This window comes from Lelliottia nimipressuralis, assembly GCF_004402045.1.
Classification (GTDB): Bacteria; Pseudomonadota; Gammaproteobacteria; order Enterobacterales; family Enterobacteriaceae; genus Enterobacter; species Enterobacter chinensis.
This window is the reverse complement of the sequence record NZ_SOMG01000016.1, coordinates 110,439-125,022: the sequence shown is the minus strand read 5'-3', so window position 1 is coordinate 125,022 and position 14,584 is coordinate 110,439. Positions and strand designations below refer to the sequence as shown.

The 14,584-nt window shown below is 54.9% G+C and carries 10 protein-coding genes and 1 tRNA gene; 8 read left to right on the top strand and 3 right to left on the bottom strand.

Annotation, left to right across the window (positions count from 1 at the left end; translation table 11 throughout):
- Positions 1–197: 197 nt before the first annotated feature.
- Together E3U32_RS10705 and E3U32_RS10700 are read left to right on the top strand one after the other, a co-directional pair.
- The gene (locus E3U32_RS10705) at positions 198–1,823 is read left to right on the top strand and encodes an ATP-binding protein (RefSeq protein WP_166790926.1); all 1,626 of its coding nucleotides are present in this window, start codon (positions 198–200) and stop codon (positions 1,821–1,823) included.
- A complete protein-coding gene (locus tag E3U32_RS10700) occupies positions 1,813–2,505 on the top strand; it encodes a response regulator (protein ID WP_134348775.1) in 693 nt (230 codons plus the stop codon). The genes E3U32_RS10705 and E3U32_RS10700 overlap by 11 nt, the downstream gene beginning before the upstream one ends.
- Positions 2,506–2,591: 86 nt before the next feature.
- Here the strand turns inward: E3U32_RS10700 and E3U32_RS10695 are convergent, their stop codons facing one another.
- A complete protein-coding gene (locus tag E3U32_RS10695; RefSeq protein WP_134348774.1) occupies positions 2,592–4,727 on the bottom strand; it encodes an ornithine decarboxylase in 2,136 nt (711 codons plus the stop codon).
- Positions 4,728–4,907: 180 nt separating this feature from the next.
- Between E3U32_RS10695 and E3U32_RS10690 the strand changes: the two genes are divergently transcribed.
- Both E3U32_RS10690 and E3U32_RS10685 read left to right on the top strand, forming a co-directional pair.
- Positions 4,908–5,624 (top strand): DUF554 domain-containing protein, encoded by a 717-nt coding sequence (locus tag E3U32_RS10690; protein ID WP_094935400.1) that lies wholly within the window; start codon positions 4,908–4,910, stop codon positions 5,622–5,624.
- 95 nt (positions 5,625–5,719) lie between these two features.
- Positions 5,720–5,795: transfer RNA gene (locus tag E3U32_RS10685), tRNA-Phe, on the top strand.
- 140 nt (positions 5,796–5,935) lie between these two features.
- Here the strand turns inward: E3U32_RS10685 and E3U32_RS10680 are convergent.
- Positions 5,936–6,358 carry a hypothetical protein gene (locus tag E3U32_RS10680; protein WP_286164287.1) on the bottom strand — a complete coding sequence of 141 codons (423 nt, stop codon included), beginning with the start codon at positions 6,356–6,358 and terminating at the stop codon, positions 5,936–5,938.
- Between the two features lie 874 nt (positions 6,359–7,232).
- Positions 7,233–7,760: a helix-turn-helix domain-containing protein gene (locus E3U32_RS10670; protein ID WP_134348917.1), complete on the bottom strand. Its 528-nt coding sequence runs from the start codon at positions 7,758–7,760 to the stop codon at positions 7,233–7,235.
- A gap of 671 nt (positions 7,761–8,431) precedes the next feature.
- Here E3U32_RS10670 and pgaA point away from each other — a divergent pair.
- From pgaA to pgaD, 4 genes are read left to right on the top strand one after another with little or no spacing between them, the layout of a single operon-like run.
- A complete protein-coding gene (gene pgaA, locus E3U32_RS10665; protein WP_134348773.1) occupies positions 8,432–10,870 on the top strand; it encodes a poly-beta-1,6 N-acetyl-D-glucosamine export porin PgaA in 2,439 nt (812 codons plus the stop codon).
- A gap of 8 nt (positions 10,871–10,878) precedes the next feature.
- Entirely contained in the window at positions 10,879–12,816 is a 1,938-nt protein-coding gene (gene pgaB / locus E3U32_RS10660; protein ID WP_134348772.1) for a poly-beta-1,6-N-acetyl-D-glucosamine N-deacetylase PgaB, read from the top strand.
- On the top strand, positions 12,809–14,140 hold the full coding sequence (gene pgaC, locus E3U32_RS10655) for a poly-beta-1,6-N-acetyl-D-glucosamine synthase (RefSeq protein ID WP_134348771.1): 1,332 nt from the start codon (positions 12,809–12,811) through the stop codon (positions 14,138–14,140). The genes pgaB and pgaC overlap by 8 nt, the downstream gene beginning before the upstream one ends.
- Entirely contained in the window at positions 14,137–14,571 is a 435-nt protein-coding gene (gene pgaD, locus E3U32_RS10650; protein ID WP_134348770.1) for a poly-beta-1,6-N-acetyl-D-glucosamine biosynthesis protein PgaD, read from the top strand. Before pgaC ends, pgaD begins: the two co-directional genes overlap by 4 nt.
- The last annotated feature ends 13 nt before the right edge of the window (positions 14,572–14,584 follow it).

Here is a 14,584-nt window from a genome sequence, read left to right as displayed (position 1 = left end):
GCGTGGTTTTTATGGTTTCTTTTCCGAATTGAACAAACAAATAACATTTGTTCGCGCAGCCTGAAGCAGGCCAGCCTTTAAGATAAATCTTTTACAGACCCTGCTGTGCAAGGGATCACAAGTTTTCGGCAAAGCGGGCATCCGCACGAAAAAAGATGATATATTGTCCATCTTTGTCGCTACCTCGCGTGATAGTTATGAAAGTCTCTTTCCAGATTAAGCTGTTTATTTCGCTGGTTGCCTTTTTCTCAGTACTTTTTGCGTTACTGGGCGGATATTATTACGTCGATGTCGGCAAACAGCTTTATCAGGAAATGAGCGCCCGCGCCAAAATACAGGCTGAAGAGATAGCGCTTATTCCGACATTGCGTAATGAAGTCGAACAAAAAAATATCAACGCCATCCATGATTTTATGCAGAAGATGTCTGCGCACAGTGACGCCAGCTTTATTGTGATTGGTGATAATAAGGGCCAGCATCTTTTTCACTCCGTCTTTGCCGACAGAGTAGGTACAACGCTGGTAGGCGGTGACAATGAAGCCGTTTTGCAGGGTAAAAGCACCACTACCATCCGCAAAGGCGGGCTGGGTATTTCGCTGCGCAGTAAAGCCCCCATTTTCAACGATGCCGGTCAGGTAGTAGGCATTGTCTCGGTAGGCTATCTCACCAGCTACCTTGATACCATTACCGTTAGTAAAGTGGTCAATATCCTGATTGCCGCCGTGCTGTTGCTGATTGCCCTCTTTATCTTCTCCTGGTTCTTTACCCGCAGTATTAAGAAGCAGATTTTCTCCCTTGAACCGCGAGAAATCGGGCTGCTGGTGCGCCAGCAAAAGGCGATGATGGAGTCTATTTATGAAGGAGTGATTGCCATTGACGATCGGCGGCGGATTGAAGTGATCAACCAGGCGGCGCGCAAGCTGCTGGGCCTGAGCCAGCCAGCCCGGGAACTGCGCGGGCAGCTGATAAGCCAGGTTATCGATCCGGTCCCGTTCTTCGACACGCAGACGATGCTGGCGAAAGATACCCATGATGAGATTTGCCGTTTTAACGATCTCACGGTGATTGCCAGCCGGGTGCACATCATGCTTGAGGGGGCGCTGCAGGGCTGGGTGATCACCTTCCGCGATCGCAACGAGATCGACTCACTGAGCGCCCAGCTCAGCCAGGTAAAACGCTATGTCGATAACCTGCGCATTATGCGCCACGAACAGTTAAACCGGATGACCACCCTCTCCGGGCTGCTGCATATGGGCCGCTATGAGGAGGCGATTGGCTACATTCAGGCGCAGTCGGAGCATGCCCAGGAGCTGCTGGACTTTATCTCTTCGCGGTTCAGTTCCCCGACCCTGTGCGGCCTGCTGCTGGGCAAAGCCGCCCGCGCGCGGGAGAAAGGCGTCGAGCTGAGTTTCGACCCGGCCTGTCTTCTGGACAGGCCGTTCCTGCCGCTGGGAGAACAAGAGCTGATTTCGATTATTGGCAACCTGCTGGATAACGCCATCGAAGCGACACAGCGTTCACCGCTTCCCCACGCGCCGGTGGAGGTGCTGATAAAACTCAGCGAACAGGAACTGATTATTGAAGTGGCCGACCAGGGCGTTGGCATTAAACCGGAGATCCGTGACCAAATTTTTGAACGCGGCATCACCACCAAGACACGCGGCGATCATGGGATTGGCCTGTATCTGATCGAAAGCTATGTCACACAGGCTGGCGGCGCAATTGAAGTTGCCGATAATACGCCGCGCGGCGCCATTTTCTCATTGTTTATCCCTGCCACGGGAACCGCCCGGCAACTGGAAGACACCGACTATGCAACATGAACTTATCGACGTACTGATTGTTGAAGACGAAAACGAGCTGGCGCAACTGCACGCGGAGCTGATAAGTAAGCATCCGCGTCTGAGACTGGTAGGCATTGCCTCGTCGCTGGCAGCGGCCCAGGCTGAACTTGAAAGCAAACAGCCGCAGCTCATGCTGCTGGATAACTATCTGCCTGACGGCAAAGGGATCTCGCTGATTAATGATCCGATGCTGGCCCGCGCTAACTGCTCGGTGATTTTCATTACTGCCGCCAGCGATATGGACACCTGCAGCCAGGCGATTCGCAACGGCGCGTTCGACTACATCCTCAAACCCGTCTCCTGGAAGCGGCTCAGCCAGTCGCTGGAGCGGTTTGTGCAGTTTGCCGAACAGCAGCGCGTCTGGAAGATTGTCGACCAGCAGAACGTCGATTCGCTCTATCAGCTACAGGCGAAAAACTACCGCCAGGACAACGGCAGCAAAGGCATTGAGGAAAATACGCTGGCCCGCGTGCAGACGCTGTTTAACGACAAGGCGACGCACTGCTTTACCGTGGATGAGGTCGTGAGCGAGACGGGGTTGAGTAAAACCACCACCCGGCGCTATCTGGAACACTGCGTGGAGACCGGGTTTCTCAGCGTGGAGATGCTGTACGGGAAGATTGGGCATCCGAGGAGGATGTACCGCCGCGCAGAGGTCTGACGCTGTATTGTAGGCCCGGTAAGCTTGCGCCACCGGGCAAATCGGCGGGTGGCGCAAGCTTACCCGGCCTACGTTAGAGAGAGGCTCTACTTTAATACATACCCATACAGCCGCTTAATCCCGTCAGCATCCTTCTCGCTGTACACACCCTGCAGTTCCGGCGAGAAGCCGGGCAGCAGGTTGATGCCCTCCTCCAGCGCCAGGAAGTAACGCTGTACCGCCCCGCCCCAGACTTCACCCGGCACCACGCACAGCACGCCTGGCGGATAGGGCAGCGCGCCTTCAGCAGCGATACGCCCTGCAGCGTCACGAATACGCACTAACTCTACGCTTCCGCGAATGTACTCCTGATTGGCATCCTGCGGATTCATCACCACCTCCGGCAGGCTCTCCTTACGGAACATCGCCTTCTGCAAATCTTTCACGTCAAAGCTGACGTAGAGATCGTGCATCTCCTGGCACAGCTGTCGGAGCGTATAATCCCGGTAGCGCACCGGGTATTTCTGGAAGATAGTCGGCAGTACGTCCGCCAGCGGCGTATCGTCCTCAATGTGCTGTTCAAACTGGCCCAGCATCGCCACCAGCTGCGCCAGCTTCTCGCTGCTTTCGGCAGGCGTCAGCAGGAACAGGATCGAGTTGAGGTCGCATTTTTCCGGCACGATGCCGTTTTCACGCAGATAGTGCGCCAGAATCGTCGCTGGAATACCGAAATCCGTGTACTCCCCCGTTTCGGCATCGATGCCCGGCGTGGTCAGCAACAGCTTGCACGGGTCGACAAAGTACTGCTCGCGGGCATAGCCCTCAAACCCATGCCATTTTGCTCCCGGCTCAAAGCTGAAGAAGCGAAGCTCGCTGGCAATGGCGTGAGTCGGATGATCCTGCCACGGCCGCCCCGCCACCACCGGTGGAATAAACGGTTTGATCATATGGCAATTCGCAACGATCGCCTTACGCGCTTCAATCCCCAGCTCGACGCACTCCGCCCACAGCCTGCGCCCGCTTTCCCCTTCGTGGATTTTTGCGTTCACATCCAGGGCCGCGAACAGCGGATAGAACGGGCTGGTTGAAGCATGCAGCATAAACGCGTTGTTAAGACGCTTGTGTGGGCAGAAACGCGCCTGGCCACGAATGTGGTTGTCCTTTTTATGGATCTGCGACGTTTGCGAGAACCCGGCCTGCTGCTTATGCACCGACTGGGTGACAAAAATGCCCGGATCGTTCTCGTTCAGCTCCAGCAACAGCGGGGACGTTTCCGCCATCATCGGAATGAACTGCTCGTAGCCCACCCACGCGGAGTCAAACAGAATGTAGTCGCAAAGGTGGCCGATCTTGTCGATCACCTGACGGGCGTTGTAGATCGTCCCGTCGTAGGTGCCAAGCTGAATGATCGCCAGGCGGAACGGCCGTGCTTCGTCGGCCTTTTCCGGCGCCGTCTCGCGGATCAGCTCCCGCAGATACGCATCGTCAAAGCAGTGCTCGTCAATCCCGCCAATAAATCCAAACGGGTTACGTGCTGCCTCAAGATAAACCGGCGTAGCACCCGCCTGGATCAGCGCCCCATGGTGGTTGGATTTGTGGTTGTTACGATCGAACAGCACCAAATCGCCGCGAGTCAGCAGCGCGTTGGTCACCACCTTGTTGGCCGCCGACGTACCGTTCAGCACGAAGTAGGTTTTGTCCGCGTTGAACACTTTCGCGGCGAACTTTTGCGCATGCTTGGCGGACCCTTCGTGGATCAGCAGATCGCCCAGCTTCACGTCGGCATTGCACATGTCGGCGCGGAACACGTTCTCCCCGAAGAAATCATAGAACTGTCGCCCTGCCGGGTGCTTTTTGAAAAAAGCCCCATGCTGGTGGCCCGGGCAGGCAAAGGTGCTGTTGCCCATCTCCACATACTGGCTCAGGGTGTCGAAAAACGGCGGTAACAGGTTCTCTTCATAACGGCTGGCTGCGGTCTCCAGCTCCAGAAACTCCTGCGCTTTACCCGAGATGACCGCGGTGGCGCCGTCGGGCGCTTCCGTGGGCTCCTGCGAGAAAATGAACACCGGAAGCTGAAAGCCCGTGCGTTTCAGCAACGCAAGAATGCCGCTGCGACTTTCTGTCGTCGTCATGACGACGGCTGCCACATCGGTGAAATCCGTGTTATCCAGCGTCACCTTTTCGCGGTGCGTAGACACAGTAGAGAGCAGCTCGCGGCTGACAGCGATTTTCATGGTTTTCATAAGCGCAGTTACCCTCACCGAGCGGTGAGACAGGAGGAGAAAATTCGCGCAATAATGTCACCTTTTATTTTTAGCCGCAACAAAGAATCCTTATGCATTTAATCACCCAAAGCTAACGGCCATAAAGCAGAAGCATGTCATAATCATGCAATACCAATGAGTAAGTAACAGGAGTTAAGCGTGGTTATCGGGCCATTTATCAACGCAGGTGCCGTATTGCTGGGCGGCGTACTCGGCGCAGTGCTGAGCCAGCGGCTGCCGGAGCGTATTCGCACTTCCATGCCCTCAATATTCGGCCTGGCATCGCTAGGGATCGGTATTCTTTTAGTGATCAAATGCGCCAACCTGCCCGTGATGGTGCTGGCCACCCTTCTCGGCGCGCTCATTGGCGAATTTTGCTATCTGGAAAAAGGCATTAACAGCGCGGTGAGTAAAGCCAAAAACCTGATTGCCCGACCGGGCGGCAAGGCGAAACACGGCACGCACGAGTCGTTTATCCAGAACTATGTCGCCATCATCATTCTGTTTTGCGCCAGCGGCACCGGGATTTTCGGTTCGATGCAGGAAGGCATGACGGGCGATCCAAGCATATTGATTGCGAAAGCGTTTCTGGATTTCTTCACCGCCACTATTTTCGCCACCACCCTTGGCGTCGCCGTCGCGGCGATTTGCGTCCCGATGCTGCTTATCCAGCTGGCACTTGCTACCTGCGCCACCTTGATTCTCCCGCTGACCACGCCGGCGATGATGGCGGACTTCACCGCCGTCGGCGGCCTGCTGCTGCTGGCAACAGGATTACGAATCTGTGGGATTAAGATGTTTGCCGTGGTGAATATGCTGCCCGCGTTGCTGCTGGCCATGCCGCTCTCTGCGCTCTGGACGCACTTTTTCGCTTAAGGATGCGGCGAAACGGTGAGAGATTGCGCAGTCTGTAACGAAAACAACATTTTTCGTTGACGGCGGAGAGTGAATCGGGTTTAATGCGCCCCGTTGCCCGGATAGCTCAGTCGGTAGAGCAGGGGATTGAAAATCCCCGTGTCCTTGGTTCGATTCCGAGTCCGGGCACCACTATTTAAAGAACCCGCCTAAAAGGCGGGTTTTTGCTATATGGCTACGGCCGATTTCTGGGCGCTGATAAGCGTGGCTTTAATGCAGGCACGCTTACGCTAATAGCCCGGTAAGTTAATACAGGCGGTGGCTCTTTTTTATCACTTAATTTTGCCGGATAAATTGCTGACCTGATTTGAAAGGTTGTCGTTGCTCCGCTTCATGTCATCAAGGCTTCTTTGCAATCGCTCGATCTTACTCTCCTGCTCAGAATTCTTTCTCTCAAGCTGTAAAACCTTCTGAGTTAGCTCATCGACTTTGCGGTTGTCGGACTTCATCTTCCTCAGGCTATCCTGCATCTCCTGTAGATCCGACTCCCTGAAATCAGAAGGCTCGATTTCATCTGCATCAGAAATTACCGGGATATATCCTCTATTAGCGCTGCTGGGTTCGATACTAACCTGAACTTTATTTAGACCCGCAGAGTGCGCGTAACCTATTGAAGAAAAATAAAAAAAAGAAACAACACACAGACCAGACAGATATTTATTCATTTCTAACGTCCTTTTAAATTTTTCAATCACTTACAGGAGTCTCCTTCTGGTACCACCCGCTCAGGATAAAATACATGGCTTAGCCTCTGGCAGTTCATAAACGGGGTTAAAGAGCAGAAGATACTATTCGTTTTTCATTATAATACGCGTTTCCTCTCCCCCAAAATCCAACCGCCACCCGCTCATTTTCTGCCACCTTATATCCGCCGGTATCGAGATAAGCGCGTTACCACGCACCTTATCAAAGGTATCTCCCATGCCCGTGAAAGAAATAATCCTGCTTAGCGCCTGCCTGTCAGGGCACCTTATCCGCTACAACGGTACCGATAAATCCTGTTCCTCAGATCTGCTGAACACTGGCGCAAAGAAGGCCGTCTGGTCACCCACTGCCCGGAACTGGCGGCAGGGCTATCTACCCCACCTTTATCCGCAGAGAGGGTTAGCGGTCAGGGAATCGACGTGCTGAACGGGCACGCGCAGGTGGTAGAAAGCGATGGGCGCGACTGTACTCGCCTATGTTGGTCATTAAGGAATTCGATTGTTCAAGCCCATGCCTGTACAAAGTTGCTGTACTCAATTCCGTACCGGGTGAAAAGGTCAAGCAGCATGTCCTCAAGATCTTCAGGTATGAGATTGAAATGCTCCTGGAAGGTCCATTCTTTCTTTGCCGGAGATTTACGGTCACTGTAATTCTCAGTGAGGTAATCTAACAATTCTTGCTCATCATGTAGCATCAGAAAAATTTCCAACCAGTCTCTTCAACCGTGTCCATTACAACGTCCTTTCTCTCGTTTTGAGCCAGAGTAAATCCATAGCTAAAACAAGGATGTCGTCACCGTCCAGTTTTCTTAAAACTCAGAATACCGCCCGCAAGTCAGTTTTATGCTTTTTGTCTCTCCCCAACCTAGGGATCGTTCCCACCTGCGTCCAGCAGTTTGTTTTTAAAGATAAACAAACACGCCTCGTTGAAGTTCTCCGCCCCCAGGCGTTCCGAGAGAGCCGTGCGTTTGCGATAGAGGCTTTTCACCGACGTATTCAGCTCATCGGCGATGGCTTCCATCGACATACCTGCCCTCAGCAACCGCAGCATGATCGCTTCGTGCGTGCTAAGCCGTAAATTAAGCAGCCACTTCGTGGTCAGGCGCCTGCCCTTCATATTCAGAACCAGATTAAACAGCGAGGCCATATCCGGCACGGTGAGCGACGTGTTCATAAACAGCTTCATACTGAGCAGATTCTCCTCGCGATGGCGCATATCAAGCATAACGCAGCAGATCGTTTTTTTCGTTCTGGCCGGATGGCGTATCAGGTAATCATATAAACGGAGCGGAGAACGACTATCAATCAATACAGAATATTCATCTGCACCGTTATCAAATATGTTTCGGTCAATCGAGTCGAGCAGAATAATATCCGGGAAAAATATCCTCATCCCCCTGACAAGATAGCGATCCTGCGTCACTAACACTATTGAAGTTGCCACTAACCATCCCTTTTAGATTAAAGCAAGAACGATCCTTCGGAAAGAAGGCCGCCTTCGTTTTATAGCGCTGTTATATTAACGATAAATGTATTCCGGCTTTGGACATCCCTCAATACAGACATTGATGTGTAAGACTTCCTGTAGACTATCATTCAATGGCCGCCATTAATTATAAATAAAAAACAATCGCAGAAAAGTCACTTCTCTAAACATTAAGAATTTTTGTCATGAAACTTCCCAAACATGCACCAGAAAGTACTTTAATTGGCCCAGATAAACGTCATTAAAAATATAAACAAATCTGTCACAATAAAAATAAAAAAGATAATTTTCAATGAGTTATAAATAACCCACCAATTCAAAATAATCATCATTAACCGCTCAATCCAGAATTATCTCAAAACAACACAGCCGCTTTTCAACATATTTATCCGGCAAGATATCGGGTGTACATTACCTTCTACCCAGTCCACTGAGATAAGGATCCATAATTACCTTTAAGTAAGTACCCCATAACGTCACCGCATTCAGATTTAATGTTCTTCTTTATGGCCTTTAACGCGAGTTTAAAGGCGGCCGTGTTGTGCAATGGATTCATGATAAACAAATGGCAAATAGATATGGAAAGCTCACTTCGCTTCAATACGTTATTCTTTTATCGCACCCCAACATTATTGTTCCTGTTATTACTCTTTCCTGTTCTGGTTCAGGCTTCGGAATCCGTTTATCAGCAACAGATTCAACAGGCGCGTAACGGTAATTACACGTCGTTTCTTGATTATCTTCAGCGTTATCAGCAACAGCATGCTCTGACGCCGGAACAAGTTGCGGACTGGCTACAGGTGGCAGCGTGGGCAGGTCGCGATGACGAGGTGATTCAGGTCTGGCAGCGTTACGGTATTTATATGCCGCTGCCCGCCCGCGGCGTTGCGGCCGTCGCACAGTCCAGGCGAAACCAAAAAGCGTGGCAGCCGGCCTTAGCGCTCTGGAAAGAGGCCCGTAGCCTTGCGCCGGATAACGACGATTATCGTATCGGCTATATCAAAACCCTGGCCGATGCCCGTATGGATGCCCTCGCGCTGCAGGAAGCCCGGCAGCTGGTGAAGGAAAATCCGTCTCAGGCCCATCTACAAACGCTCTCTTACGTCTGGTTACGCCAGGGAAAAAGCTGGGATCGGCTTTTAGCGGACACGCGCGCACTAAACATCGCGCCAGAGAATAATGCCCTGCTCAGCGAGAAGATCGAGGCGCTGACGGATAACCGGGTGAATACCCCTGCGCTTCAGCTTTCACAAAGGGTGACGCTGTCCCCCGCGCAGCGTCGCCGTCTTGAGCTGAATGCCGCTGCCGAAAAGGTTCGCCTTGCTGATGTGCCCTCGAGGACAGAAAAAGAGCGCCTGCAGCTTGCGCAAAGTGCACTGAATCGTTACGACACCCTGCTTGCTCGCTGGCAAAACGATCCGCAGGCGGCGGAAGACGTCGTTCTTGCGCGTATCGACAGGCTTGGCGCGCTGTATGCGCATGGTGATTACCCGCTGGTCATCCGTGAATATCAGGCATTGACGACAGCGCAGCATCCGGTGCCGGGCTGGGCAATCGGCTGGGCGATCTCCGCGTATCTGCAGGAGAAAAACGCTGCCGCCGCCTTCTCGCTTGTGCAGCGCTATCCGCAATACGCCTCGAACCCGCAGGACGAGGAACATGCGCTTTTCTACGCCTGGCTGGATACCGGGCAGTACCCGGCCGCCCGCCAGTACGTTGAGCGCCAGACCCGCAGCGTCCCCTGGACCCGCTATGATTTCGGCTCCCCTACCCCTCAGCCGAACGATCAATGGCTGATTGGGCAGTCGCTCCGCTTTAACTATTTGCTGGCGACGAATGCCCTGCCGGAGGCCGAAAAGCTGGCGCGAAGTCTGGCGACAACGGCGCCGGGCAACCAGGGATTGCAGATTGACTATGCCACCCTGCTGCAGGCGCGGGGCCTGCCGCGCGCGGCCGAGAAAAAGCTGAAAATGGCAGAAACGCTGGAGCCATCGAATCTGGAACTTGAGCAGCAGCAGGCCTACGTCGCTATGGATCTGCAGGAGTGGCGGCAGATGGATTTACTCACCGACGACGTGCTTGCTCGCGCGCCCGTCGATCGTAGCGCCCAACGTCTGGACAGGCTCAGAACGGTCCACCATATGTCCGAGCTGCGCCTCAACGCGGGAAAAGGGCTGCACTCCGATAACCCCGTCAGCGGTACACACGACCTGAGCTGGGACGCCACGCTCTATGGTCCACCCGTGGCGGATAGCTGGCGGCTATTTGCAGGCACCCGCTATGGGCAGGGCAATTTTGATGAAGGCAAAGGCTCCAGCCGTCACCTTTTTGGCGGCGTTGAATGGCGGCCTCGTGACCTTCAGCTTGAAGCCGAGCTCTCCAGCAACCGCTATCACGGGGAAAACAAGCCGGGGGCTCGCCTCTCAACCACATACAGCCTCACGGATAACTGGCAGGTCAGCGGTAGCCTCGAACGCCTGTCCCGCACCACGCCTCTGCGGGCGTTACGCAACGGGATTAGCGCAAACCGGGGTGAAGGCGGCGTGCGCTGGTATCAAAACGAACGGCGTGAGTACCAGTTCAGCGCCGCGGTCAGCCGCTTCTCAGATCATAACCGTCGCCAGGAATACACCCTCACGGGTAAAGAGCGTCTCTGGCAGGCCCCGTCCCTGACGCTGGATATCGAACCGGAGATAGCCGCCAGTAAAAACAGCCTGCGGGATACGCTCTATTACAACCCGGCGCGGGACCTGTCGGTGACGGCAGCCCTGTCCGTTGACCATGAGATGTACCGCCATTACGACACCCTCTGGAGCCAGCAGTTCGTGGCGGGAGGCGGCAGGTACTGGCAGAAAAATCAGTCCGCCGGAGCCATCACCCTGCTGGGTTACGGGCAGCGCATCCAGTGGAACAACGTCATTGATACCGGCGTGATGCTGAACTGGGATAAACGCCCTTACGACGGCAAACGCGAGAGCAATCTCTCCGTCACGTTTGATGCGACTTTACGCTTTTAAGGATGAATATGCTGAATACACGTCTTTCCGTGAGCCTGATCGTCATCGGCTGGCTCTGCCTCAGCGCGAGCGCCTGCGCGCAGGCGATCTCGTTCATTGCGCCCAAAGCGCGGCCGCAGCTGGAGGCGACCAAACCCTGGCCAACAAACCAGTTTCTGGTCCTGGCCTACCACGACGTAGAAGATGATGCCGCCGATCAACGCTACCTCTCCGTTCGCACCAGCGCGTTAAACGAGCAGATTAGCTGGCTTGTGCACAACGGCTATCACGCGGTCAGCGTGCAGGACATTCTGGATGCCCATGACGGAAAAAAAACGCTGCCGCCAAAGGCCGTTTTGCTCAGCTTTGACGACGGCTACAGCAGCTTTTATACCCGCGTCTGGCCGCTGCTTCAGGCATGGAACGTTCCTGCCCTGTGGGCGCCGGTGGGCAGCTGGGTGGATACGCCGGCAAATCAAAAGGTTAACTTCGGCGGCCTGATGACGCCCCGCGATCGCTTCGCGACGTGGGACATGGTGCGCGAGCTCAGCCGGTCCCCGCTGATTGAGATCGGCTCGCATACCTGGGCCTCGCATTACGGCATTCCGGCTAACCCGCAGGGCAGCCGCGAACCGGCGATCGCCAATCGCTTTTATGATAAAGCAACGGGACGCTATGAAACCGACCAGCAGTTCAAACAGCGGATCGGCGATGACGTTCGCAAAGTGACCGAAAAAATCACGCAGGTGACCGGAAAGGCACCGCGCGCCTGGGTCTGGCCGTATGGCGCCGCCAACGGGACATCGCTCGCGATAGCTAAAAACCAGGGCTATCAGTTGGCCTTTACCCTTGAGGACGGGCTGGGTGACGTGCGCAATCTCGGCAGCATTCCCCGTCTGCTGATCGCCGGTAATCCCTCACTCAAAACTTTTGCCAGCACGGTCAGCCAGGTTCAGGAGACTGAGCCGGTGCGCGTGATGCACGTCGATCTCGACTACGTTTACGATCCCGACCCGGCTCAGCAGACCAAAAACATCAACAGGCTGATCCAGCGGGTCTACGACATGAAAATCAGCCACGTTTTTCTACAGGCGTTTGCCGATCCGCAGGGCGACGGCAGGATCAAGGCGCTTTATTTCCCCAATCGCCGGCTTCCGGTCCGGGCCGATCTCTTTAATTTTGTCTCCTGGCAGCTGCAAACCCGCGCGGGGGTAAAAGTCTTCGCGTGGATGCCGGTGCTCTCGTTCGATCTCGATCCCTCCCTGCCGCGCGTGCAGCGTCGGGATCGTCAGACCGGCCGGTTGAGCGACGCCACCGAGCCCTATATCCGGCTTGCCCCATGGAATCCGCAGGTGCGCCAGCAGGTGACCGACATCTATGAAGATCTGGCCCGCTATGCCAGCTTCAATGGGATCTTGTTCCATGACGACGCGGTGCTGACGGACGTGGAAGATGTATCTCAGAACACCACGCGCCAGAAAAGCCAGATGCTTGTCGGGTTTACCCACGCCCTGAGCCTGGCGGTGAAGCACATCCGCGGCCCGCAGATTAAAACCGCGCGCAATATGTTCGCCTTACCCATTCTGCAGCCCGAAAGCGAAGCGTGGTTTGCGCAGAATCTTGATGACTTCCTGGCGGAGTATGACTGGACGGTGCCGATGGCCATGCCGCTGATGGAGTCCGTCCCGGTCGACGAGAGCAATGCCTGGCTGACGCGTCTGGTTAACGCCGTCGCCGCACGGCCCGGCGCGCTCGATAAAACCATCTTCGAGCTGCAGGCCAGGGACTGGGATCGGAAACCACAGCGCGCCGTTTCTGATAGCCAGCTTGTGCAGTGGATGCGCGTGCTCCAGCTGAACGGCGTCAAAAATTACGGTTACTACCCCGACGACTTCCTCAACAACCAACCTGATATTTCACGTATCAGGCCTGAATTTTCTTCGTACTGGTACCCTGACAATGACTGATCGCATTATCGCATTCTCTATTTTATGTCTGGTATTCGGGTTGCCGTTAGGCGTGGCCGCCTTCTTTACCGGCGAACTGATTCTGGATTTTGTGTTCTTCTGGCCGCTGTTTATGTCCGTACTCTGGATAACCGGCGGGCTCTATTTCTGGTTTCAGCTTGAACGGCACTGGTCGTGGGATAAAGACACGCCCGCCCCGACGCTCGCCGGTGAGCCGCTCATTTCCATTCTTATCCCCTGTTTCAACGAGGGACGAAATGCCCGGGAAACCATCAGCGCCGCGCTGAATCAACGGTATGAAAATATAGAGGTTATCGCCATCAACGACGGTTCTTCTGACAACACCGCGCAGGTGCTGCAGACACTGGCGCTGGAACAGCCGCGCCTGCGGGTGATTAACCTCGCGGAAAACCAGGGAAAAGCGCTGGCGCTCAAAGCCGGGGCAGCGGCGGCCCGGGGCGATCTGCTGGTCTGCATTGACGGCGACGCGCTGCTCGATCGCGATACCGCGGCTTATCTGGTGGCCCCGCTGATTCAGTACCCTCACGTCGGGGCGGTGACCGGCAATCCGCGCATTCGCACGCGCTCCACGCTGATTGGCCGCATTCAGGTGGGTGAGTTCTCATCCATCATTGGGCTCATTAAGCGGACGCAGCGGATCTATGGCCGGGTCTTTACCGTCTCCGGCGTCATCGCCGCCTTTCGCCGACAGGCGCTGGCGGACGTCGGCTACTGGAGCCCGGACATGATCACCGAAGACATCGACATCAGCTGGAAGCTCCAGCTGCGCCACTGGGATATCTTTTTCGAGCCGCGGGCGCTGTGCTGGATTTTGATGCCGGAGACGCTGAAGGGCCTGTGGAAGCAGCGTCTGCGCTGGGCTCAGGGAGGAGCAGAGGTGTTTCTGGTCAACCTGCGCAAGATTGTGCGCTGGGAGCATCACCGCATGTGGCCCCTGTTTATGGAGTACGCGCTGTCAACGCTGTGGGCCTTTGCGTACGCGATGACGGTGCTGCTGTTTATCATTAGCTATGTCGCGCCCCTTCCCGCGAACCTGACCGTTGAGAGCCTCTTTCCCCCGGAGTTTACCGGGCTGTTGCTGGGCGTGATGTGCCTGCTGCAGTTCCTTGTCAGCCTGTACATCGAGCGGCGCTATGAGCGGAACGTGGCCAGCTCGCTCTTCTGGGTGATCTGGTTCCCGATGGTGTACTGGATGATTGGCCTGTTCACCACCCTCGTCGCATTTCCAAAAGTCATGCTTAAACGCCAGCGTGCCCGCGCGCGCTGGATCAGTCCGGACCGGGGAAAAGGAAGCCTTCAATGAACGAAAATACCTTAATTTTGACCGAGCATCGGCTCTTGCCACGTCTTTTCGATGCCGCATTAACGCTGGTAGCGTGGGGAGGATTTCTGTTTTTCCTGTATGCCAGGCTCTGGATGCAGTTAACCGAGGAGAGCGACTACCGCTGGGGCGCGATTATTGCGTCCTTTAATACGGTCCTGATCTATTTGCTGTTCGCCGCGCTCAACGGCTGGCTGCTGATTTTGTGGTACCAGTACAACCGCCGACGCGCCCACGTGAGACGACGCCAGCCGGGCTATTTTCACCAGGAGGAGCTGGCCCGCAGCTTTAATGTCTCACCGCAGATCATCTCCGAGATGAGCCAGTACAACCTGCTGACGGTGTACCACGACCAGATTGGCCGCATCATCGATCTGAAGGTAAGCGAACAGCAGGAAGAGGAAGAACCGTAACAAAAAGCCCCCG

Bases quoted from the DNA above. Each gene is read 5' to 3' on its own strand.
- pgaC (WP_134348771.1), top strand. From the start codon at position 12,809: ATGACTGATCGCATTATCGCATTCTCTATTTTATGTCTGGTATTCGGG.
- pgaA (WP_134348773.1), top strand. From the start codon at position 8,432: ATGGAAAGCTCACTTCGCTTCAATACGTTATTCTTTTATCGCACCCCA.
- E3U32_RS10700 (WP_134348775.1), top strand. From the start codon at position 1,813: ATGCAACATGAACTTATCGACGTACTGATTGTTGAAGACGAAAACGAG.
- E3U32_RS10670 (WP_134348917.1), bottom strand. From the start codon at position 7,760: ATGAGGATATTTTTCCCGGATATTATTCTGCTCGACTCGATTGACCGA.
- E3U32_RS10695 (WP_134348774.1), bottom strand. From the start codon at position 4,727: ATGAAAACCATGAAAATCGCTGTCAGCCGCGAGCTGCTCTCTACTGTG.
- E3U32_RS10705 (WP_166790926.1), top strand. From the start codon at position 198: ATGAAAGTCTCTTTCCAGATTAAGCTGTTTATTTCGCTGGTTGCCTTT.
- pgaB (WP_134348772.1), top strand. From the start codon at position 10,879: ATGCTGAATACACGTCTTTCCGTGAGCCTGATCGTCATCGGCTGGCTC.
- pgaD (WP_134348770.1), top strand. From the start codon at position 14,137: ATGAACGAAAATACCTTAATTTTGACCGAGCATCGGCTCTTGCCACGT.